Here is a 21,527-nt window from a genome sequence, read left to right on the forward strand (position 1 = left end):
TTTATTTTACATTTTGTTCCTTTTTCATTCTGTCAATTTCAGGACCTAACTCATCACGTACTGTACCTTTCCAAGGCTTTACACCAGCGATATAGGAAGAACGAGTCATAATGTGTCCCCCTACAGGACCAGTGATGAAGAGGAACAGTATCCCTAGTAAAATTCGGGGATTGAAATGATCTTCTATTAGCCAAAAGTGAAAGAATACACCAATCAATACACACATGACACCCAGTGTTGCACTTTTAGAAGCGGCATGGGCACGCGTATACAAATCAGGTAAGCGGACAAGTCCGATAGCTGTGACGACGATAAACAGTACGCCAACAGAAATGAAAAAGATAACTAAGCTATTAGCGAGAATTGTCACGTTTAATGATATCTCCTTTCTCTATGAATTTAGAGAAAGCCATTGTCCCGATAAACGATAAAATCGCAAGCAATAAAATAATTTCTAGAAAGAAGCTTGTTTCCACTAAAATCGAAAATAGTCCAATAAGAGAAATAAGTGAAACACCAAGTGAATCCAAAGCGACAACACGATCAGATGCAGAAGGGCCTTTTACCATTCGGTAAATAACTGCAATCATCGATAAGCAAATCACTACGATCATAGCAATAATAAATGTTGTCATGATTTACTCACCTCCAAAATCGCTTTCTCAAATGAATCTCGAATGGAAGCAACAGCTTCATCCACATCATTAATATCAATCGCATGTACATACAATGTTTTCGCATCATCTGATACATGCACTACCACTGTTCCGGGTGTTAACGTAATAAGACTTGATAATAAAGTGATTTCCCAGTCTTCGGTTAAAACAGTAGGATAGGCAAAAAAGGCAGGTTGCATGTCCAATTTAGGCTTTAACACGACCTTTAAAACTTGCACATTGGCTAATATTAACTCTTTAAAAAACAGCAAAGTCAGTTTAATAAGGGCCCATAAGCGGTAGACATAAAGACGTGATTTGAAAAATCTTCGCATGATGATAAGTAAAATGATCCCCATGATGAACCCTATGATAAAGCCAGCTGCTGTGTAATTAGAGGAGAGGAACATCCAGACGAAGGCAAGTACAAAATTCAAAATCATTTGAAATGCCATTGTGTTAATCCCCCTTCATGACAGCATCTATATAGATAGATGGATCCGTTAATAATTTTGCTGCATCGTCCATGAATGGCGTAATCCATTCTGAACCAACACCATATGCTACAGTAATGAGTACTAAAAGGGCAGTAGGCATAAACAGCATCTTATAGACAGATTTATCGACAGACCCGTGTGTTTCTTTCTCCTCACCCCAAAAAGCATAAAGGAAAATACGAATCACGGATAATAGGACAAGCAGTGAAGATGCTAAGATAAAAATACTACTCCACATACTACCAGCCTCAAAGCCTCCCTGTACAATAAGCAACTTTCCAACAAATCCACTAAGTGGTGGAATGCCGGCTAAACCAAAAGCTGCAATCAAATAACACCAGCCTAGGGCAGGATATTTCTTCATGAGACCACCCATCTTACGCAAATCAGATGTACCAGTAATGTAGATGACAATGCCGATTAACATAAAGAGTGCTGCCTTTATAAGCATATCGTGAATTATATAAAACATAGCACCCTTTAAGGAAACCTCATTCATTTGAGAAACACCAAATAAAATGACACCTACTGCAATAACAATATTGTAGATAATAATGAGTTTGACATCAAAATAAGCGAGTGCCCCAATACATCCAGCTACGATAGTAGCAATGGCTAGTACCATTAATAAATCGTGCGTATAGGATAAATCATGTACAAAAAATAGCGTATAGGTACGTGTAATGGCATAGACACCCACCTTTGTAAGCAAAGCACCAAATAGAGTTAGGACAGGGATTGGCGCTGCCGCATAAGAAGTAGGAAGCCAAAAGTATAATGGGAAAATGGCTGCTTTTAGTCCAAATACCATTAAAAATAGGACGGCAATAACCGTAATAATTCCCGGCTGATTAATTTCAGCAATTTTGACAGCAATATCCGCCATGTTTAATGTACCGACTACGGAATATAAAAAGGCAACGGTAATAACGAATAAGGCCGAAGAAATAACATTAATTAAAATATATTTAATAGACCCTTTCAGTTGTCCCTTCTCACCACCTAGAACGATGAGTAAGTAGGAAGCCATTAACAATACCTCAAAGAAAACAAACAAGTTGAAAATATCGCCAGTCGTAAAGGCCCCATTGACCCCCGTTAAAATAAACATAATACCAGGGTAATAAAAGAAGCGTTCACGTTCCTTCGTAATGGAACCGAAACCATACCAAACAACAAAAAATGCAATAAGCAATGTCGTTGTAACGAGTAATACAGATACCATATCAGATACCATTGTAATACCGTAAGGAACAGGCCAATTTCCGAATGTTACCTTTTGAATACCATCCTGTTTCACTTTTAAAAGAAGTGAAATAGCAGAGATGAAGGCGAGCCCAATACCAAGTAATGAAAATGACCGTTGATAGGTTAGATTTTTTTGCCCAAACATTAAAATCATACCGAAGAAAAACGGGATGATAATGGGCAATAATAGGAAGTTATTCATCCTCATCACTTCCTCTCATTAAGCTAATATCATCTGTGTTAAGCTCCTGATAGGAACGATAAGCAAGTACAAGGAAGAATGCTGTAACCCCAAAGCTAATAACAATAGCTGTTAAAATAAGTGCCTGGGGTAAAGGGTCCGCAAAAGTTTTGGCTCCTTCGTTTAAAACGGGTGGTGCTTCGCCACCAAGGCCCCCCATTGTTAAGATGAGCAGGTGGGCACCATGACTTAAAAGGCCTGTTCCAATAATAATGCGTAATAAGCTTTTCGATAAAATTAAATAGACAGCTGCCATAAAGAGAAAGCCGATGACAAAGGCCATAATTATTTCCATTATTCATCCTCCCCAATCGTTTGAATAATGGTCATCGTAACGCCGACAACAACCAAATAGACACCGCTATCAAAAAGCATGGCCGTGTGTAATGACTGTTTGCCCAGAAGCGGTAAATCGAAATAATCAAAGTAATGCGTAAAAAACGGTTTGCCCACAAACATTGGGAATGCCGCAGTAGCAAGGGCTAATAGTAAGCCAATAGCTGTTACATACGTATAATTGATAGGTAAGATATGGCGCACTGTATTGATATCAAAAGCTAACACTAAGAGAACAAGTGCACTTGATGTTAACAGTCCTCCAACAAAGCCGCCCCCAGGCGTGTAGTGACCAGCTAAAAATATATGAATGGAGAAGAAGAAAATAATGAAAAATACAATTTTAGCTGTAAATTGTATTATCACATCATTTGTTTTCATGTGTTTTCTCCTTTCTATTCATACGCAACTTAATCATGGCTAAAATCGCCATGCCCGCAATGCCTAGTACTGTAATTTCAAATAATGTATCGAAACCACGATAATCTACTAAAATTACGTTTACAATATTTCCTCCACCAGCTAATGAGTACACGGTTTCCTCGTAGTACTTAGCAATAGAAGGAATCAGTTTTTGTGAATGCGCAGATAGTGCCACAAGTGTTACCATAACACCAACTGCAATTGAAACAATGGCACGATTTAATTGGAATCTCATTCTTTCCTCGCGCTTACCAAGCTTCGGGAGGTGATAAAATGCTAATAAAAATAGTGCTACTGAAATCGTTTCAATAACGAGCTGTGTTAACGCTAAATCCGGCGCGTTAAAAATAACAAAGAATAATGCAACAGTGTAGCCAACAGCACCCAGTCCAATAATGGCTGTTAAACGTGACTTGGCCAAGATAGTAATGGTTGTACCAATTAATAAAACCACAATCAATATAATTTCATATGGTCTAATTGGTGAGGCCCCTTGGAATGAAAGACTAAAAGCATCCTTCACGAAAAGAGAGCCAATGACGATAATAGCGATTCCACTAAACATATAGAGTAAATAGTGACGCATCGAGCCAGTCATATAGCGTCGTGATAAACGATTTAAGCCAACACCCAACCCCTGCATGATTTTGTCATAGGCATTGTTTAATGTGAATGCTTGTGGGAATCGTTGGTATATTCCTTGCCATTTTGGTAAGGCAACAAATAATAATACCCCAATGATAATTATTCCGATTGTCATCAGTAGCTCAGGGTTAATGCCATGCCAAGCTGATACATGTATATCAACAGCTTGTGGCGTATCATATAAAAATGGCTGAATGGCTTGAACAGCAGGCTTGACAAAGGTATTGCCTATCAAATTCGGGATGAAGAAAATAATTACGACTAATGCTGCTAAAAGTATCGGCGAAATAAGCATCCCTATTGGTGCCTCATGTGGTTTATGAGGTAATTGTTCTGGCTTGTAATTGCCATTAAATGTTCGGAAAACAAAATAAAAGCTATAGATAAATGTGAAAATACTAGCGATCCAAGCAATAATAGGGAAGAGTGCTCCCCATGTTTCAAAGCCGAAAAATTCAAACTTTTGAAGGGCAAGCATAGCTGTTAAAAACATTTCTTTACTTAAGAAGCCATTAAACGGTGGAAGACCAGCCATTGATAAGCTGCCAATTGTTGCCACAGTAAAGCTAATCGGCATGATACTCATTAATCCACCAAGTTTTCGAATATCACGAGTTCCTGTTTCATGATCCACAATCCCTGCAATCATGAATAGACTGCCTTTAAATGTTGCATGGTTGATAAGGTGGAAAATAGCTGCATATGCCGCAAATTTAATCGTATCGACTGTGTCGTTAGCATGAAAGGCAACGGCGCTCGCCCCAAGCAGTGACATAATCAGTCCCAGTTGACTGACTGTAGAAAATGCAAGAATGCCTTTTAAGTCTGTTTGCTTCACTGCAAAGAAGGAACCCCAGAATAATGTTAAGAGACCTACTCCTGTTACAAGCCATACCCAAAGCTCTGAGGCAGCAAAAATAGGTGTAAAGCGTGCCACTAAATAGATACCTGCTTTGACCATTGTTGCGGAGTGAAGATAGGCACTTACTGGTGTCGGTGCTTCCATTGCATCTGGTAGCCAAATATAGAATGGGAATTGTGCGGACTTTGTAAATGCGCCTAAAAGTAATAAAACGAGCGACCAAGTGAATAAAGGTTGGTCTACTAAATTAGGTGCCATCACAATCAGTTCACGGATGGAATAGGTTCCTCCCATTAAATAAAGAAGAACGAAACCACCTAGCATCATTAAGCCGCCACCGACTGTTATCATCATGGACTTCAGTGCACCGAAGCGTGAGGCATCACGGTTATACCAATAGCCAATGAGTAAAAATGACGAAATAGATGTTAGTTCCCAAAAGAAATAAAGTGTTATTAAATGATCTGACTGTACTACTCCCAGCATGGCTGACATAAATAGCAATAAGTAAACATAAAAATTATGTAATTTTTCTTTATGCTTATCTAAGTAAAAGATAGAGTAAAGTACAACCAATGAACCAATTCCGGTAATGAGTAGTGAGAATAATAAGCTAAGTCCATCCAAATACGAAACGATGGAAATATCAAGTGATGGAATCCAAGGTAGCTCTGCAATAAATACTTCTCCTTCAGCTACTTGTGCAATATATGTTGCATAGATAACTGCGAGTGTAGCAGGTACAGCAAGAACAAACCAGCCTGTGTGAATATTTTTCATGCGTTTATATAAAAAAGGCACTAATATTGCAGCAAGCATTGGAATGAAAATATAAAGTACTTGTAACAAAAAAACCCTCCTTTATGCAGGTAAGTATACCAATTATAACGTACTTTAATTGCGAATGCATATGGACGAATGGGATTTAGCTTGCGGTAGTGGAAGAATTTTCGTTATATTATAAATAGGAAGTTATCAATAAAAATAGAGGAAAAAATTTTTTATGAGGAATCCTTATATCTATGGTTATCTACCATTAATTACAATTTTATTGTTTAGTTTGACATTTGGCATGTATGCTGTTGGCGAATCCTTACAGATTTTTCAAGCAATCGGTGTTTATTCAGGTATGCGAGAATTTTTATCTGATTTTGAGTTACGCGTATTTTTGCTCATTGTTTTTGCCATTGTTTTTTTTATGTTATTCTCTGCACTCAAACTAGTAGGGGAAACGATTCATGAGCTAGGAATGCTGTTTTTCTCAAAAGATAATGATGGAGCTACTGTTAGTCAGGCTCGAGGTGGCTATATTATCTTGTTTATCGGCGCCATGTGTTCCGCATTTGCCATCCAATTTATTTATGTTTTGATTGGTATCTTTATCATAACAGTGTTTACCTATTTTATTTATCTGATTTATAAAATGAGTCATTTTATGTCGATGGGCGGCACAATTGGTCTATTAATCTTTGAGCTTTTTATGTGGACCATTCTTTTAACACTCATTATTTATGTTGTGCTGAAGCTATATAATGGCATTTTGGCAAGTTTGCCGTTTGCCAATTAGTTACATTACATACTAGTGAAAAGAGGTAGCAGTCATGTAAGACTGCTACCTCTTTGCTGTTGTTGAAAAAAGATGATGGCAATAGCAGAAAAAGAACCTTTGGTAAAGTTAGGGGTTGATTTCCGTTCCGCCAGCGTCCTTTCCAGGGGGGCGTCCGATGAGCCGCTTCACTCACTGCGTTCGCTCCAGGGTCTCAGCTGAGACGCTAAATCCCCTAGGAGTGACGCTAGCTCCACTCCAATCAACCCTGTGGCAAAAGTACCTTTTCCTTATTTTTTATACTAGCCGTAGATTATTTGTATAATTACAGAAAGGATAGGCTCTTATTTTCATTGTAGAGAAGTGAATAGTGACAATACCTCTCCATAAAATGAGTAGTGAATACCTATATTTTATATCACAAAAATTCTATGGATGGTTTTGTTTTTCAACACTATGAAGAGGTAGCAGTTATGTAAGACTGCTACCTCTTGGCTGTTTCACTACTCTAATAAAACATTAAATAATTGATGATGAATTTTGTATGCCTCTAATTTTTGCATGGATTGAGGCTTATCATAGCCTAGCCATACAGCCGCAGTATAACCATCATTAAGTCCGGCAAGCCAGTAGTCCCGATAGTCATTAGTTGTGCCTGTTTTTGCTCCTATATAGTCGCTGTTACTGTAAACCCCTTGTCCTGTCCCATTTGCCACAACATCAGCAAGAAGCTCACGCATATATTTCACCGTTTTCGGAGACCAGATTTGATTACGCTGTGTATCCCAACTATAAAGCTCAGTTCCATCTAAAGCTGTCACTTTACGAATACCATGAGCTAAAACATAGGAGCCATCGATAAAGCTTGTATAGGCATCTGCTAGCTCTAAGGCTGTCACACCGTAAGTTAGCCCACCCAATGAAGCGGCATAATTATGATCTTTCGCTACAATCGAACGGAAGTGAAAGCGATTAAGGTATTGAAAGGCCGTTTCAACGCCAATAGTTTCAAAGAGACGCAGTGCAGATGTGTTGTAGCTGTGTCGAAAAGCTGTACGGAGGGACACATCACCATACGTATAGCCCCCATAGTTTTGCGGACAGAACGAGCCAACACAGTATCTACCTCCATTGACAATAGAATCAGGTGTATGTGCTGACGTTTCAAAGAAAGGGGCATAGACTGCTAAAGGTTTAAAGGCTGATCCAGGCTGACGTGTTCCTTGGAATGCACGATGATAATCAAATTTTTCATAGTTTTTTCCTGCATACAAGCTGACAATTTCTCTTGATTGGTTTTCAATGACTGCACCAGCTGCTTGCAACGAACCTGTACCGAGAATAGCTGACATTTTAACCTCATCATGTTGCTGTTTATTTGGATCAAGTGCAGTTTGAATGATGAGTCCATTTTGAAATAGTGTATCTAGTCGATTATCTAATTGTGCTTTAATTTTTTTCTTTTCTTCCTCATTCTCTGTATTGCTCAGTCGATCCGCATAACCCTCTTTTTCAGCAACTAACCACTTTAGCTCTTGAAGAACGTAAGTGCTATACATTGGATAACTTTGAATTTTATCTTTCACATTTAATGTAATCGGCTCAGCTTTGTAGGTAGCTGCATTTTCCTTTGTAATAGCGCCATTAACTGCTAGCGTATCTAACAAACGCTCCTGTCTCGCTTTAGTTTGATCGAAATTTTTCAAAGGATTATAAAGAGAGGGGTTATTTGGGATCGCCGCAATAAAAGCAATTTCAGCAATGCTTAATTCTTGAAGTGGCTTTTGAAAATAATAGGTCGCTGCTCCACCGATACCATAAACTTGGTTGCTAAAATAGGATTCATTAAGATACATTGTTAAAATAGTTTCTTTATCAAATTCTTTTTCTAATTCATGCGCATAAAAAAGCTCTGTTAATTTCCGCTCATATGTTTTTTCATCAGATAAATAACGCATTCGAACGAGCTGCTGTGTAATCGTACTACCACCTTGAGAGGCTGTGTTGCTATTCGAATTGGCTACAACTGCACGAATGATTGCACTTAAATCAAAACCGATATGCTCATAAAAATCAGCATCTTCACTTGTAATGAATATTTCCTGGGCAATTTGTGGAATTTCTTGTAAGGTTAACGGCTGTCGCCATTCGACATATTCCTCGCTAAATGTTTGCCCATTTCGATCAATTAGAGTGACAGGAAGTTGGGTTTGTACCTCAGGTAAATGAATAGCACTCGATATTTGTTCCTCATGTGCTTGAGCGGTATTGATTTCTGTCCTAATGTTTGTACTAATCCACCATAAAGCAGGTAGGGATAGTAATATAATAAAAAAACCAAAAGCCTTTTTCATGTGTGCCTCCACTCTTTCGATAAATCCTTCATCAGAATAACATATTTTGGATTGATTCCAAATACTCGCTCAGACCTATTTCCTTGGTTTTGATTATGAAAGTTAAAATTGCAAAAATCGTCAATACTTTGATGAAGAAAACCAATAAGAAGTATGTTAGACTAAAATGAGGTCGGAAAGGATGCATTAGTCATTTTTTTCATTGAAACTGAAATTTATCATTAAAGGAGAGACTTCCATGTTTCCACAATTAACAACAGACGTACAAGCAGGCGAAGTGCTTGTAGAAATGAACACAACACTAGGTGCTATCAAAATTAAGTTGTTCCCTGAGCATGCACCCAAAACGGTTGAGAACTTTTTAGGCCATGCTAAATCAGGTTACTATAATGGCATTATTTTCCACCGTGTTATTCAAGACTTCATGGTTCAAGGTGGAGACCCAACTGGTACTGGTATGGGTGGAGAATCGATTTGGGGTAATTCTTTTGAAGATGAATTCTCAGATAACTTGTTTAACCTGCGCGGTGCGTTATCAATGGCAAATGCAGGTCCAAACACAAATGGCTCTCAATTCTTCATCGTACAAATGAAGCATCTGCCAAGTGATATGCTTCGCCAATTACAAGGAGCTGGTTTCCCAGAGGAGATCATTGAAGCTTATGCACAAAATGGTGGTACACCTTGGTTAGACCATAAACACACAGTATTCGGTCATGTTGTGGAAGGTATGGACATTGTGGACAAAATTGCGGATGTTGAAAAAGATTTCCGCGATAAACCATTAGAAGATGTGAAAATTGAGTCAATTACGGTTTTTGAATAATACTTATAAGGACGTGTAGAGTATGCAAAACTTTATGTACCAATTTTTATATTTCCCTGAAGACAAATCAGGTTATATTCCAGCGGCTTTTGAGTTTTTAATCATGCTTATTCTATGTATTATCGTGTTTATGCTTTTTAGAAAAATTTCTAAGAAACAGGAAATGAAATCAAAAGAAATCGAAGCACGTATTCTAGCAGATAAGAAAAATACAAATAATCAACAAAACATTTAGCTAAAAAAGAATCTGCTTCCCACATTAGATGTTAAGGGTAAGCAGATTCTTTTTTATAGATCATTTTTTATAACGACGAATCATATTTTGCACCGTCTTGAAGCCAGTGAAACAAACGAGTACAAGCGATAAACCAATCCCACTTAATGCGGTAATAAACGCTAGCCATTCGAATAGTGTATAACTCCAAATACTCTCGAAATCACTGCTATCCTTCCACCCCTCAATAACTAAGTTCATACCGTAAATACCAGATACCACAGTAAATACAGTTAAAATAAACAGTAAATTATTACTTCTATTATCTGATTGATCCTCTTGTGTGCGATACAAACTGTCCAATGTCGCTTTGGTTTCTACATAATGCTCATTAATACGGAACAGCTTTCGTAGCATTTGGGAAATTTCTCTTCCTTCCGTTCGAACAATCACTTCTTCAAAATAATAGCGTGCCGAAAATTTTGTAATTAATTCAATTAATTCATTCACAACGAGCTTATCCTTGCCCCATTTGATTTCACTATATTCATAGGACAACTTTAAGAGCATCATTTTGTAAAAATAATGAATGAAAAGATTATAATAGTGTGTTCCCATAAACTCTTGAATGCTATGTGTACACTTTTCAAAGGGCAAATTCGTAAGGGTCATTTGTGCCTGTGCCGAAGTAATAATATAGCTATTGGGTGCCCAACGTGTATGTGCATGGTCTTGCACATATTGCGCAATATATTGAGCGTTTGTGCTGGAAATAAAGGGCTTGCCTGCAGGTGTTCTACCATCTACTTGTCCTAATCGAAATAAATGCTCAGGTAATATGTCTGCTTCTTTCTCAGCAATTAAATAGGCAGAAGCATACATCCGCTCATCCTCGAAAAACGGTAATCCTTCGTAGCTATTGTCTTGTTGATGCTGTAAAAAAGGCTGTAAATAGGGGATAAAATAGTTAAATAATAGTTCACTGGTTGAAGAACAATGGCCAAAGGAAAAATGATGACTCGCCCCTTTTTCTTCTCGAAGCTTAGCCTCCAGTACTCTAAAATAGTGAATAAAATTTAAAATGTCACTTATATCATGTGGGGTATCTGTTATATTTGTTCTCACGGTTATAATACCGTTTCCAAAAGGACATAGTGTTACATCAATACTCGTGATTTCATAATGAATACGACTGTCTAGATGATGTAAGGAGCCTTGGGTATAGAATGCTTTTGAAAACCGAATAAAGTCAGGGCTATTCATATCGTATGGGAATAATTTATCCTCTAAAAAGGGATAGAAAAACTGGGCAAGCTCCTCATGGATGATTGTCGTATCACCATAAAAGGCATTTTCAAGAGCTGTATTATTTAGGGTGAAAAAAGTAAAACCTTCCTTTAGTAGTACCTCTCCAATTTTTTGACGGTTTTTCGTGGAATAGGCAAAGGGAAATAAGAATGTCATATATGCACGTTTAATCATTAATGGCGCTAAGTCCATGAAAACACCTCTTTTTACATCCGATTGATAAGAAACTTTTCCACAAAATCATTATTTTAAACATATAAAAGGATATCTCCAAAAGTTGAGATATCCTTTTTACTGTTATTTTCTATTCAAACACTTTTTTAAAGCGTTTTACACCATCTTGAACGGTTTCAAATGAACAAGCGACATTCATACGTAGGAAGCCATGACCTTCTTCCCCATATTTTGTCCCTGGCTCTAATGCAAGCTTTCCGATTTTTAATAAGCGATTCATGATGTCCTTTTCTTCAAGCTCTAGCTCGCGGTAATCAATCCAGATTAAATAAGTGGATTGTGGTATTGTGACACGAATGCCTGGAAGCTGCTCTAACTCGGCTTTTACATATTCCATATTTGTAGAAATATATGGAAGTAACTCGTCTAACCAAGGAGCTCCTTCTGTATAAGCGGCATGAAGTGCAACAGAGGCAAATGTATTTAACGAGCCTTGTCCACTTGCCATATTTATTGCCTCTAGCTGTAGACGTTTTTTCCTATCTGTTACGATCATATAAGAAACTTGAATTCCTGCTAAATTAAATGTTTTGGTAGGAGCCATGCAAGTAATAATACGATTGATCTCATCACCTGCAACCTTTGCTAGAGGAATATGCTTATCCCCGTTTAACATTAAATCAGCATGTATTTCATCAGAAATAATGATGACATCGTATTTAGCACAAAGTCGTACAATCTCCTTTAAAGTAGCTTCATCCCATACATAGCCTCCTGGATTGTGAGGGTTACATAATATGTAGGCTTTCACATCTTGCGCTAATGCCTGTTCAAAGGCTTCGAAATCATAGCCAATCACACCATCTTTTTCAACTAATGGGCAGCTTACAACTTCACGCCCATTACTTTTGGGGATGTTATAGAATGGTGGGTAGACTGGTGGCGAAATGAGTACTTTGTCACCAGGGTTTGTTAGGGCTACAATGCTATTGGCTAATGCCGCTACAACACCATTACAAAATAGGATAGATTCTTTATCAATATGCCAGGCATGGCGAGTATTTTGCCAGTCTACGATTGACTGAATCGCTTCTTCACCCATAAAACTATAGCCAAAAATAGTTTGTTCAGCGTGTTTCTGTAATGCCTTTGAAACGGCTATTGGTGCTGCAAAATCCATATCGGCTACCCACATTGGCAAGATATCTGACGCATCATCTAGGCCATATACCTTTTCCATTGCGTCCCATTTTACAGAGTTTGTACATCGACGTTTGAAAGTTTGATCAAAAATAGACAAGCAAATCACTCTTTTCTTTTTTATTTAATATGGTATCATACGGGTATGATCAAAGGATAACAGGTGAGTATTTTGGAAAATATAAAAATGAATCAAGCAGCTGTACATCTGCTAGAGGAGTGGGATCCATTCCACTTAGGTCCAGACCATTATGATACAGAAACGGCAGATGTAGTAGCAGCATTGCAAGGGATAGATGATCCATCGACACTTGCAAAAATTATTCAAGAAACATATGAGCATTCGTTTGAACAATGGATACCATTTGAAGATTGTGTAGCCATTTCTTACAAACTAATTGCTATTAAATTTGAAGCAAAATGTATTATTTAAAATATTTTGCATATTTCTTATAAAAAAAGGGGGCTGTCATTCGACAACCTCTTTTTTAATGTGCACGTTTGAGGCTAGTTCTTATTTAAATAAAGGTAAAATCCCCTGAATGAAAATAATGAAAATGGCAATTGGAGAAACGAAACGAACTAAAATATACCAGATATTAAACATTAAGCTAGATGCGGCTAATTCCTTACGTGAAATATCCTTCGTATAATAATAACCTGCAAATATAGAAATAAGGAAAGCTCCTATCGGCATGCCGATGCTGTTCGTCAGAAAATCAACAAAGTCAAAAATAGAGCGATCTAATATTTTTACATCTGATAATATACCAAACGACAGCGCACTTGGGATACCGAAAATAAAAATGATGATTCCACCAATCCAAGCAATCTTTCTACGTTTTTCTGGATGGTCTCCAATCGCAATGGCTACAACAATTTCTAACATAGAAATGGAGGAAGTGACGGTAGCAAATAGCAACAGGATGAAAAAAATGGTTAAGAATAGACCACCAAGTGGCAACTGCTCGAAAACAGCTGGCAAAATAATGAAAACAAGGCCAGGCCCTTGGTCAGGCGTATAGCCTAGAGCGAATACTGCGGGGAAAATAACAAGACCCGCAAGTAAAGAAATAATAATATTCATGGAAGCTACATTGATTGCTGAATTACCAATCTTCTCTGTTTTAGACAAATAGGAAGCATATGTAATCATAACGGCAATACCTACACTTAAAGAGAAGAAGGCTTGTCCTAAAGCCATTAAAAATGTTTCAGCGTTAAAGTAAGACCAATCAGGCACAAACATAAATTTAACGCCTTCCATTGCGCCATCTAAAGTTAAAGAGCGTATAACTAAGACAATGAAGAAAATAAAGAGCAAGGGCATCATCCATGTGCTGGCTTTTTCGATTCCACCCTTAATACCTGCCGATACAATCACTACTGTTAATAGCATGAATAGTCCCTGTACTAGAATGGCTTCGGAGGGGCTTGAAATAATATTGGTAAATAAATCTGCGTAATTCATCTCAGAACTAGCATTTGTTAGCTTAAATGTAATGGCACGACCCAAATAGCTTAAAATCCATCCACCAACAACACTATAAAACGATAAGATAAGGCCCGCAATCACCATGCCACCCCAGCCAATCAAATACCACGGCTTTCCTGGCGCTTGTTCCTTAAAGGAAGTGACAGCGTCTTTTTGCCCTCGACGACCAATCATAAACTCAGCAATAAGCACTGGTAAGCCGATAAAAAATGTACATAAAATGAATAATAAAATAAAGACACTACCGCCATTAGTACCTGCCATATAGGGGAATTTCCAAATGGCTCCTAACCCTATAGCACTTCCAGCAGCAGCTAAAATAAAACCAATTTTAGTTGTAAACTGATCTCTCGATGACACGAAAATAAATCCTCCTTATACTAAAGTTTTATTTTACCTCAATATTCTCATAACACAAGCAGATATCAGAAAATTGACGATGGATATTCCTATATCAGCAGCTGTTTAGAAATGAAATAATAACATATTAGGAGGGGTCTTCTTTTTGAGTAAAAGGTATATTATTTTTGTAACAATTGGGTATAATATTTCGTTTCACTAACAAAAGGGGGAATCGCTTTGATGGAGTCGGACTTAATAGCAAGGGCCCAACAAGGAGATAAGGAGGCCTATACCGAGCTTATTCGTATCCATCAACGAACTGTTGAAAAATTTGCCTTTCAATGTGGTGTACATAGGAATGATTTAGCTGATGTTTCACAGGAGGTATTTGTCAAGTTGTATCGCTTTTTACATCAATTTAAGCAGAATCGTCTTACAACGTGGCTCTATAAAATCACCTTAAATGCTACTCGTGATTACTATCGCAAGGAACAACGACAGCAGGAAAAAGAGGACAAGCTACACGCTCAACAACAAAATAACTATTCATCTGCAGAAGATAATGTTCTTCTATTTGAAGAGGACAGGCTGTTACATAGTGCCATTCAAACTCTTGATGTAAAGTATCGCTATGCAATAAATCCATCCCAAACAACAATTAAAGTGGGCGTTAAACCAGAATCAATGCAGAAGATTGGTCAGCATTTAACCTTCCAGCTAAGTACAATGTCTACAGAAAAAGGCGGAGAACGTTGCATCATTACGGCCATTTCCGAGTAAGGAGATTTTTTGCCCCGTTTTTACACGTATGTTATAATTTAAGCGATATATACGTAGCAAACAAAAAGAAAGTGGGCAAAGGTTATGGTAAAAAAATATGAATTAGGAGACGTGTTGACCGGAAAAGTTACAGGTATTCAACCATACGGTGCATTCGTAGCACTAGATGACAATACGCAAGGCCTTGTGCATATTTCGGAAATAACATACGGCTTTGTTAAAGACGTTAGTGAGTTTTTAGCTGTTGGGCAGGAAGTAGAAGTAAAAATTCTTGAAATCGATGAAGAGGCCGAAAAAATTAGTTTATCGATGAGAGCGCTACAGGAACGCCCCACATCAGTACGAAAAAAAGATGCACCGCCGCGTAAAACATTGCAGGACCGTGTAGATGAATCGGATGCAAATGGTTTTAATTCCTTAAAAGATAAGTTGCAAGACTGGATCGAACAATCAGGACACTAAAAAAACGAGGATACTTTCGACGGAAGGGATCCTCGTTTTTTTGCTATTGTTTTTTTATTTTTCGGATTCGATATTGCAGGTTTTGGCGACTCATGCCAAGTGCATTCGCTGCTTTTGTAATATTGCCCTCATATAAATTTAAGACATTTTGCACATAATATGATTCGGCTTCACGCAAATAAGCATCCAGTGGCATGACTTCATGATTTTGATGAAACATAAAAAATTCTGGCTCACGATTGTTTGTGTCTTGCTGTTGTACCTTGAAGCGGAAATGGAGTGGCAATAAATCTGAAGTAACCGTTGACTCTGTTGTCATAAATGAAACGATTTCATCCAACAGCAGCTCAAGTTCCTTAAGATTTCCTGGCCAATCATATTGTAAAAATAATTCCTGTACATCTGGTGCAAGTTCAGTGACTTGGGAGGCAAAGCGTTCTCGATGTCGAGTAAAATAATCATCGACAAATGGAAGAATATCTTCTTTTCGATCCGTTAAATTAGGAATGGTAATAGCCATTGTTGCAAAGAAATAATAAAGTGACTTAGACAGCTTTTTTTCAGCGATCAATGTAATGGGGTCACTGCCCACACTTCCAATCAGCATATATTTGGACTGTGGAAGGGATTGTAGTATAGCTAAAAGTTGTTCCTGAATGTCTAAGCTCAAAAAATCTATGCGTTCAAAGAAAAAGGTATAGTCCGTATCTTCTTCTAACAGTTGCTGTAATTTATCCAGCACGGATTGAGCAGAACGGCGGCTGACAAGCGTCACAAAAGCTTCAGGATCTGGAGAGGCTGCATGGTGGATTCCTTCAGCCACTAAATCTTTCCCTGTGCCAGATTCACCAATTAATAATACAGGTAATTTTACGGCTGCTGCTTTTTTAGCATTCTCGATAACCTGCTTCATTGATTCTGAATCAGCTTTAATCATATCAAATGTTAATGGTTCATCATAACGACGAAGGGGTTGATAAACAAGCTTTTCAAGTGAGGTAATATCTCGAGCAAATTCTATTGCCCCGATGAGTTTACCTTCCACAAAAAGTGGAAAAGTATCATTGATTGTTGTAATTTCATGACCATTTTTATTCCAATAGGATTGTTTAACATTGATTTCCTTTTTTCCTGTTTGTAAAACACGCATTAATGTACTTTCGTGTTGACGGAACGAAAACATTTCAATAATGGAACGGTCCGCAAGTTCATCAAAATGAAATCCTTCAATTTCTTTCATTTTTGTATTGTAAATAATTGTTTTACCAGATAGGTCTACTGCATGGATACCAACGGATACATTTGTTGCAATAAACTCATAAAAAGGTAGTAAAGGTTCAGAATTTTTCATAAAAATGTGCACCTCAAAAATTTTTTACTTGAAATATGCAACAAAATTTTGCATTATAATAAGTGTAAGAATATTTTATACGCAAAGATATTTTGCGTCAATGTTTTTTGCATACCCAAATACATCTCACAAGGGAGGATTAAGTATGATTCCATACAAACACGAACCATTCACAGATTTTTCACAAGAGGCAAACTACAATGCTTATGTGGAGGCTTTAAATAAAGTTGAAGGTTACTTAGGTCAAGACTACCCACTAATTATTGGTGGCGAGCGCATTACAACAGAAGACAAAATCGTTTCGTACAATCCTGCAAAGAAAACAGAAGTGATTGGCCGTGTGTCAAAAGCAAGCAAAGAGTTAGCTGAAAAAGCGATGCAAGCAGCGGATGAAACATTCAAAACATGGAAAAAAGTTGACCCTGCGATTCGTGCTGACGTTTTGTTCAAAGCAGCAGCTATTATTCGTCGTCGTAAACATGAATTCTCTGCATTATTAACAAAAGAAGCAGGGAAACCTTGGGCAGAGGCAGATGCAGATACAGCGGAAGCAATCGACTTCTTGGAATACTATGGTCGCCAAATGCTACGCATTAAAGGCGGTCAACCAGTAGAAAGCCGTCCAGGCGAATACAACCGTTATGACTATATTCCATTAGGAATCGGTATCGTTATTTCTCCTTGGAACTTCCCATTTGCTATCATGGCTGGTACAACAGTGGCGGCTTTAGTAACAGGGAACACAGTCTTATTAAAACCAGCTTCTACAACACCAGTAGTGGCGTATAAATTTATCGAAGTATTAGAAGAAGCAGGTCTTCCAGCAGGTGCCGTGAACTTCGTACCAGGTTCTGGTGCTGAAGTAGGCGACTACTTAGTCGATCATCCAAAAACACGCTTCATCAGCTTCACAGGTTCACGTGATGTTGGTTTACGTATCAACCAACGTGCTTCTGTATTAAATGATGGTCAAATTTGGATTAAACGTGTCATCGCTGAAATGGGCGGTAAAGATACAATCGTAGTGGATAAAGAAGCAGACTTAGAATTAGCTGCACAATCAATCGTCAAATCAGCATTTGGCTTCTCAGGTCAAAAATGTTCAGCATGTTCTCGTGCAGTCATCGTTGAAGATGTGTATGAGCAAGTTGTTAATCGTGTAGAAGAATTAACAAATGCTTTAACAGTTGGAGATCCAACAGATTTCAGCAACTTCATGGCAACAGTTATTGACCAAGCGGCATTCAACAAAATTACGGAATACATCGAAATCGGTAAAGGCGAAGGTCGTCTAGTGGCTGGTGGTACAGCAGATGATTCAGTCGGTTACTTCGTACAGCCAACTGTGTTCGCAGACGTAGAACCTTCTGCACGTATTATGAAAGAAGAAATCTTCGGGCCAGTGGTAGCGATCGCAAAAGCAAAAGATTTCGATCACGCAATTGAAATTGCGAACGATACAGAATACGGTTTAACAGGTGCAGTCATCACGAAAAACCGTGTGAACTTAGAAAAAGCACGTGAAGAATTCCATGTAGGAAACCTTTACTTCAACCGTGGCTGTACAGGTGCCATCGTTGGCTACCAACCATTTGGTGGCTTCAACATGTCAGGTACAGACTCAAAAGCAGGTGGCCCAGACTACCTACAGCTGCATATGCAAGCAAAAACAACTTCAGAAATGCTTTAATTTTATATTGACGTTAGGGCTACTCTAATAAGTAGAAATTAAAGCATTATGACAGGATTTGCAAAACTTCTCCAGGTAATACTATCCCTGGCTCAAACCGTAGACACTCATGACGAGGTAGTTTATTTTGGAGAAGTGAGCAAATTTATGGTTGAATTGTTGCTGAATTCTTAATTATTCTACTCATAGAGATACATAGTCCCTATCTTCCATAGATTTTTCATCATGATTTAGTAAGGAGAGAATAGGATATGACAAAAACTCAACAAGTTATTGAACAAACACAAAATTATGGTGCAGCAAACTATCATCCACTGCCAATCGTAATTTCAGAGGCTGAGGGTGCTTGGGTTAAAGATCCAGAGGGCAACAAATATTTAGATATGCTATCAGCTTATTCAGCTGTAAACCAAGGACACCGTCACCCAAAAATTATTGCTGCTTTAAAAGAACAAGCTGATAAAGTAACGTTAACTTCACGTGCATTTTACAGCGAAAATCTTGGTGAATGGTATGAGCTAGTAGGAAAATTAACAAATAAAGAAATGGTCTTACCAATGAATACTGGTGCTGAAGCAGTAGAGACTGCCTTTAAAGCAGCTCGTCGTTGGGCATATGATGTAAAAGGCGTAGAAGATGGCAAGGCTGAAGTTATTGCATGTAATGGTAACTTCCACGGTCGTACAATGCTTGCTGTATCTTTATCTTCTGACGAAGAATACCGTCGTGGCTTCGGTCCAATGTTACCAAACGTTAAATTAGTAGACTATGGTAATCTTGAAGCATTAAAAGCAGCTATTACACCAAACACTGCAGCATTCTTAATCGAACCAATTCAAGGCGAAGCTGGTATTGTCATTCCAACAGAAGGCTTCTTAAAAGCTGCTCGTGAACTTTGCCGTGAAAACAACGTATTATTCATTGCTGACGAAATTCAAGCAGGTCTAGCACGTACTGGTAAAATGTTTGCTTGTGATTGGGAAGAAGTAGAACCAGATATGTACATCTTAGGTAAAGCACTAGGTGGCGGTGTATTCCCTATTTCTTGTGTGGCTGCAAACCGTAATATCCTAGGCGTATTCAACCCGGGTTCTCATGGTTCAACTTTCGGTGGAAATCCTTTAGCTTGTGCAGTTTCAATTGCATCAATTAAAGTGTTATTAGATGAAAAATTAGCAGAACGTTCACATGACCTTGGTGAATATTTCAAAGGTAAATTAAGAGAAATTAACAACCCGGTTATTAAAGAAGTACGTGGTCGTGGCTTATTTATCGGTATGGAATTAACAGAGGCAGCGCGTCCATACTGTGAAAAACTAAAAGAATTAGGTCTATTATGTAAAGAAACACATGATACAGTTATTCGTTTTGCACCACCACTTGTTATTTCTCAAGAGGATTTAGATTGGTCAATTGAACAAATTGAAAAAGTATTTAAACTTTAACAAAATGTTCACATTTTAATTCGGAAGTATGTTACAATGATGCCGATATACTATCATTAAAAAAAACAAAGAGGCGATTTAATATGTCTGAAAACTTAAATCTTTTCACATCAACACAAGATGTCATTCAAGATGCTCTAAATAAACTTGGCTATGATGAAGCAATGTATGAATTACTAAAAGAACCGCTTCGCATGCTACAAGTACGCATTCCAGTGAAAATGGATGATGGTACAACAAAAGTATTTACTGGTTACCGTGCACAACATAATGATGCTGTAGGACCAACTAAAGGTGGGGTTCGTTTCCACCCACAAGTGTCTGAGGAGGAAGTTAAAGCGCTTTCAATGTGGATGACATTGAAATGTGGTATTGTCGATCTACCATACGGTGGTGGTAAAGGCGGTGTCATTTGTGATCCTCGTCAAATGTCTATGGGCGAAATCGAGCGTTTAAGCCGTGGTTATGTACGTGCAGTAAGTCAAATCGTAGGACCAACAAAAGATATTCCTGCGCCAGACGTATTTACAAATGCACAAATTATGGCATGGATGATGGATGAATATAGCCGCATGGATGAATTCAACTCTCCAGGCTTCATCACTGGTAAGCCACTAGTACTTGGTGGTTCTCAAGGTCGTGATCGTGCGACTGCACAAGGTGTTACAATCGTAATCGAAGAAGCAGCAAAAAAACGTGGCATTGACATTAAAGGTGCTCGCGTTGTGATTCAAGGATTTGGTAATGCAGGTAGCTTCCTTGCGAAATTCATGCATGATTTAGGTGCAAAAGTAATCGGTATTTCAGATGCTTATGGTGCACTGCATGATCCTGAAGGTTTAGATATCGACTATTTATTAGATCGTCGTGATAGCTTCGGAACAGTAACAACTTTATTTGAAAACACGATTTCAAACAAAGAATTATTAGAGCTTGATTGTGATATTTTAGTGCCAGCTGCTATTGAAAACCAAATTACTGCTGACAATGCACACAATATTAAAGCCACTATCGTAGTAGAAGCAGCAAACGGTCCAACAACATCTGAAGCAACTAAAATCTTAACAGAGCGTGGCATTTTACTTGTACCAGACGTATTAGCCTCTGCTGGTGGTGTGACAGTTTCTTACTTTGAATGGGTACAAAATAACCAAGGTTATTATTGGACAGAAGAAGAAGTTGAAGAGCGTCTATACAAAAAAATGGTTGAAGCATTTGACAATGTTTATACAACAGCAACAACACGTAACATCAACATGCGCTTAGCGGCTTACATGGTAGGTGTTCGCCGTACTGCTGAAGCTTCACGCTTCCGTGGATGGGTTTAAGTAGAAGATAAATGAAATGAAACGAGTCATTCCTATAATAATGGGGTGACTCGTTTTTTCTTGTTTATTTGTTTGAATAAGGTGCTCAAGGCGCTGTTGTACTA

Annotated in this window: 21 protein-coding genes; 9 read left to right on the top strand and 12 right to left on the bottom strand. The window is 38.1% G+C overall.

What is annotated here, in order from left to right:
• Position 1: 1 nt before the first annotated feature.
• From mnhG to MHI34_RS12560, 7 genes are read right to left on the bottom strand one after another with little or no spacing between them, the layout of a single operon-like run.
• Positions 2 to 370 (bottom strand): monovalent cation/H(+) antiporter subunit G, encoded by a 369-nt coding sequence (gene mnhG / locus MHI34_RS12530; protein WP_036119829.1) that lies wholly within the window; start codon positions 368 to 370, stop codon positions 2 to 4.
• Positions 354 to 635, bottom strand: coding sequence for a Na(+)/H(+) antiporter subunit F1 (locus tag MHI34_RS12535; protein ID WP_342503506.1), 282 nt, complete (start codon positions 633 to 635; stop codon positions 354 to 356). Before MHI34_RS12535 ends, mnhG begins: the two co-directional genes overlap by 17 nt.
• The gene (locus tag MHI34_RS12540; RefSeq protein WP_036119832.1) at positions 632 to 1,111 is read right to left on the bottom strand and encodes a Na+/H+ antiporter subunit E; all 480 of its coding nucleotides are present in this window, start codon (positions 1,109 to 1,111) and stop codon (positions 632 to 634) included. The genes MHI34_RS12535 and MHI34_RS12540 overlap by 4 nt, the downstream gene beginning before the upstream one ends.
• Before the next feature lie 4 nt (positions 1,112 to 1,115).
• A complete protein-coding gene (locus MHI34_RS12545; RefSeq protein ID WP_342503507.1) occupies positions 1,116 to 2,603 on the bottom strand; it encodes a Na+/H+ antiporter subunit D in 1,488 nt (495 codons plus the stop codon).
• Positions 2,596 to 2,937 (bottom strand): Na(+)/H(+) antiporter subunit C, encoded by a 342-nt coding sequence (locus tag MHI34_RS12550; RefSeq protein WP_004228379.1) that lies wholly within the window; start codon positions 2,935 to 2,937, stop codon positions 2,596 to 2,598. Before MHI34_RS12550 ends, MHI34_RS12545 begins: the two co-directional genes overlap by 8 nt.
• Positions 2,937 to 3,359 carry a Na(+)/H(+) antiporter subunit B gene (locus tag MHI34_RS12555; RefSeq protein WP_036119837.1) on the bottom strand — a complete coding sequence of 141 codons (423 nt, stop codon included), beginning with the start codon at positions 3,357 to 3,359 and terminating at the stop codon, positions 2,937 to 2,939. Before MHI34_RS12555 ends, MHI34_RS12550 begins: the two co-directional genes overlap by 1 nt.
• The gene (locus tag MHI34_RS12560; RefSeq protein ID WP_342503508.1) at positions 3,346 to 5,757 is read right to left on the bottom strand and encodes a Na+/H+ antiporter subunit A; all 2,412 of its coding nucleotides are present in this window, start codon (positions 5,755 to 5,757) and stop codon (positions 3,346 to 3,348) included. Before MHI34_RS12560 ends, MHI34_RS12555 begins: the two co-directional genes overlap by 14 nt.
• A gap of 154 nt (positions 5,758 to 5,911) precedes the next feature.
• Between MHI34_RS12560 and MHI34_RS12565 the strand changes: the two genes are divergently transcribed.
• Positions 5,912 to 6,475 carry a DUF5366 family protein gene (locus tag MHI34_RS12565; protein WP_089934034.1) on the top strand — a complete coding sequence of 188 codons (564 nt, stop codon included), beginning with the start codon at positions 5,912 to 5,914 and terminating at the stop codon, positions 6,473 to 6,475.
• Positions 6,476 to 6,957: 482 nt separating this feature from the next.
• On the opposite strand, the gene MHI34_RS12570 is transcribed toward MHI34_RS12565, so the two are convergent.
• A complete protein-coding gene (locus tag MHI34_RS12570; RefSeq protein WP_036118104.1) occupies positions 6,958 to 8,808 on the bottom strand; it encodes a transglycosylase domain-containing protein in 1,851 nt (616 codons plus the stop codon).
• Positions 8,809 to 9,046: 238 nt separating this feature from the next.
• On the opposite strand from MHI34_RS12570, the gene MHI34_RS12575 reads away from it, so the two are divergent.
• Positions 9,047 to 9,634 carry a peptidylprolyl isomerase gene (locus tag MHI34_RS12575; RefSeq protein ID WP_036118107.1) on the top strand — a complete coding sequence of 196 codons (588 nt, stop codon included), beginning with the start codon at positions 9,047 to 9,049 and terminating at the stop codon, positions 9,632 to 9,634.
• 22 nt (positions 9,635 to 9,656) lie between these two features.
• Entirely contained in the window at positions 9,657 to 9,869 is a 213-nt protein-coding gene (locus tag MHI34_RS12580) for a hypothetical protein (RefSeq protein WP_036118109.1), read from the top strand.
• Positions 9,870 to 9,929: 60 nt separating this feature from the next.
• Here MHI34_RS12580 and MHI34_RS12585 read toward each other — a convergent pair whose 3' ends face one another.
• Together MHI34_RS12585 and MHI34_RS12590 are read right to left on the bottom strand one after the other, a co-directional pair.
• Entirely contained in the window at positions 9,930 to 11,348 is a 1,419-nt protein-coding gene (locus MHI34_RS12585) for a hypothetical protein (protein WP_330493966.1), read from the bottom strand.
• Between the two features lie 112 nt (positions 11,349 to 11,460).
• Positions 11,461 to 12,630 carry a MalY/PatB family protein gene (locus MHI34_RS12590; RefSeq protein ID WP_036119849.1) on the bottom strand — a complete coding sequence of 390 codons (1,170 nt, stop codon included), beginning with the start codon at positions 12,628 to 12,630 and terminating at the stop codon, positions 11,461 to 11,463.
• A 72-nt stretch (positions 12,631 to 12,702) separates the two neighbouring features.
• Between MHI34_RS12590 and MHI34_RS12595 the strand changes: the two genes are divergently transcribed.
• On the top strand, positions 12,703 to 12,963 hold the full coding sequence (locus tag MHI34_RS12595; protein ID WP_080717041.1) for a DUF1871 family protein: 261 nt from the start codon (positions 12,703 to 12,705) through the stop codon (positions 12,961 to 12,963).
• Positions 12,964 to 13,044: 81 nt separating this feature from the next.
• On the opposite strand, the gene MHI34_RS12600 is transcribed toward MHI34_RS12595, so the two are convergent.
• Positions 13,045 to 14,385, bottom strand: a complete 1,341-nt coding sequence (locus MHI34_RS12600) for a sodium-dependent transporter (RefSeq protein ID WP_036119854.1) — start codon at positions 14,383 to 14,385, stop codon at positions 13,045 to 13,047.
• Between the two features lie 222 nt (positions 14,386 to 14,607).
• Here MHI34_RS12600 and MHI34_RS12605 point away from each other — a divergent pair, with 222 nt between their 5' ends.
• Positions 14,608 to 15,147 carry a sigma-70 family RNA polymerase sigma factor gene (locus tag MHI34_RS12605; protein ID WP_230593773.1) on the top strand — a complete coding sequence of 180 codons (540 nt, stop codon included), beginning with the start codon at positions 14,608 to 14,610 and terminating at the stop codon, positions 15,145 to 15,147.
• 84 nt (positions 15,148 to 15,231) lie between these two features.
• Positions 15,232 to 15,609, top strand: a complete 378-nt coding sequence (yugI, locus tag MHI34_RS12610) for a S1 domain-containing post-transcriptional regulator GSP13 (protein WP_036119858.1) — start codon at positions 15,232 to 15,234, stop codon at positions 15,607 to 15,609.
• A gap of 43 nt (positions 15,610 to 15,652) precedes the next feature.
• Here the strand turns inward: yugI and MHI34_RS12615 are convergent, their stop codons facing one another.
• Positions 15,653 to 16,960 carry a sigma 54-interacting transcriptional regulator gene (locus tag MHI34_RS12615; RefSeq protein ID WP_058844857.1) on the bottom strand — a complete coding sequence of 436 codons (1,308 nt, stop codon included), beginning with the start codon at positions 16,958 to 16,960 and terminating at the stop codon, positions 15,653 to 15,655.
• Positions 16,961 to 17,105: 145 nt separating this feature from the next.
• On the opposite strand from MHI34_RS12615, the gene pruA reads away from it, so the two are divergent.
• The 3 genes from pruA (at position 17,106) to MHI34_RS12630 (ending at position 21,423) form a co-directional block, all read left to right on the top strand.
• Positions 17,106 to 18,650, top strand: a complete 1,545-nt coding sequence (gene pruA, locus MHI34_RS12620; RefSeq protein WP_036119871.1) for an L-glutamate gamma-semialdehyde dehydrogenase — start codon at positions 17,106 to 17,108, stop codon at positions 18,648 to 18,650.
• Between the two features lie 251 nt (positions 18,651 to 18,901).
• The gene (locus MHI34_RS12625) at positions 18,902 to 20,095 is read left to right on the top strand and encodes an ornithine--oxo-acid transaminase (RefSeq protein ID WP_036119876.1); all 1,194 of its coding nucleotides are present in this window, start codon (positions 18,902 to 18,904) and stop codon (positions 20,093 to 20,095) included.
• An 83-nt stretch (positions 20,096 to 20,178) separates the two neighbouring features.
• Positions 20,179 to 21,423 (top strand): Glu/Leu/Phe/Val dehydrogenase, encoded by a 1,245-nt coding sequence (locus MHI34_RS12630; protein ID WP_036119879.1) that lies wholly within the window; start codon positions 20,179 to 20,181, stop codon positions 21,421 to 21,423.
• The last annotated feature ends 104 nt before the right edge of the window (positions 21,424 to 21,527 follow it).

The sequence above is a fragment of the Lysinibacillus sp. FSL L8-0126 genome, assembly GCF_038630385.1.
In the GTDB taxonomy this organism is placed as follows: Bacteria; Bacillota; Bacilli; order Bacillales_A; family Planococcaceae; genus Lysinibacillus; species Lysinibacillus fusiformis_D.

Excerpts from the sequence above, each read along its gene's own strand:
- MHI34_RS12535 (WP_342503506.1), bottom strand. The coding sequence starts at position 635 with ATGACAACATTTATTATTGCTATGATCGTAGTGATTTGCTTATCGATG.
- MHI34_RS12540 (WP_036119832.1), bottom strand. The coding sequence starts at position 1,111 with ATGGCATTTCAAATGATTTTGAATTTTGTACTTGCCTTCGTCTGGATG.
- MHI34_RS12545 (WP_342503507.1), bottom strand. The coding sequence starts at position 2,603 with ATGAATAACTTCCTATTATTGCCCATTATCATCCCGTTTTTCTTCGGT.
- MHI34_RS12550 (WP_004228379.1), bottom strand. The coding sequence starts at position 2,937 with ATGGAAATAATTATGGCCTTTGTCATCGGCTTTCTCTTTATGGCAGCT.
- MHI34_RS12555 (WP_036119837.1), bottom strand. The coding sequence starts at position 3,359 with ATGAAAACAAATGATGTGATAATACAATTTACAGCTAAAATTGTATTT.
- MHI34_RS12565 (WP_089934034.1), top strand. The coding sequence starts at position 5,912 with ATGAGGAATCCTTATATCTATGGTTATCTACCATTAATTACAATTTTA.
- MHI34_RS12570 (WP_036118104.1), bottom strand. The coding sequence starts at position 8,808 with ATGAAAAAGGCTTTTGGTTTTTTTATTATATTACTATCCCTACCTGCT.
- MHI34_RS12575 (WP_036118107.1), top strand. The coding sequence starts at position 9,047 with ATGTTTCCACAATTAACAACAGACGTACAAGCAGGCGAAGTGCTTGTA.
- MHI34_RS12580 (WP_036118109.1), top strand. The coding sequence starts at position 9,657 with ATGCAAAACTTTATGTACCAATTTTTATATTTCCCTGAAGACAAATCA.
- MHI34_RS12585 (WP_330493966.1), bottom strand. The coding sequence starts at position 11,348 with ATGGACTTAGCGCCATTAATGATTAAACGTGCATATATGACATTCTTA.
- MHI34_RS12605 (WP_230593773.1), top strand. The coding sequence starts at position 14,608 with ATGGAGTCGGACTTAATAGCAAGGGCCCAACAAGGAGATAAGGAGGCC.
- yugI (WP_036119858.1), top strand. The coding sequence starts at position 15,232 with ATGGTAAAAAAATATGAATTAGGAGACGTGTTGACCGGAAAAGTTACA.
- MHI34_RS12615 (WP_058844857.1), bottom strand. The coding sequence starts at position 16,960 with ATGAAAAATTCTGAACCTTTACTACCTTTTTATGAGTTTATTGCAACA.
- pruA (WP_036119871.1), top strand. The coding sequence starts at position 17,106 with ATGATTCCATACAAACACGAACCATTCACAGATTTTTCACAAGAGGCA.
- MHI34_RS12625 (WP_036119876.1), top strand. The coding sequence starts at position 18,902 with ATGACAAAAACTCAACAAGTTATTGAACAAACACAAAATTATGGTGCA.
- MHI34_RS12630 (WP_036119879.1), top strand. The coding sequence starts at position 20,179 with ATGTCTGAAAACTTAAATCTTTTCACATCAACACAAGATGTCATTCAA.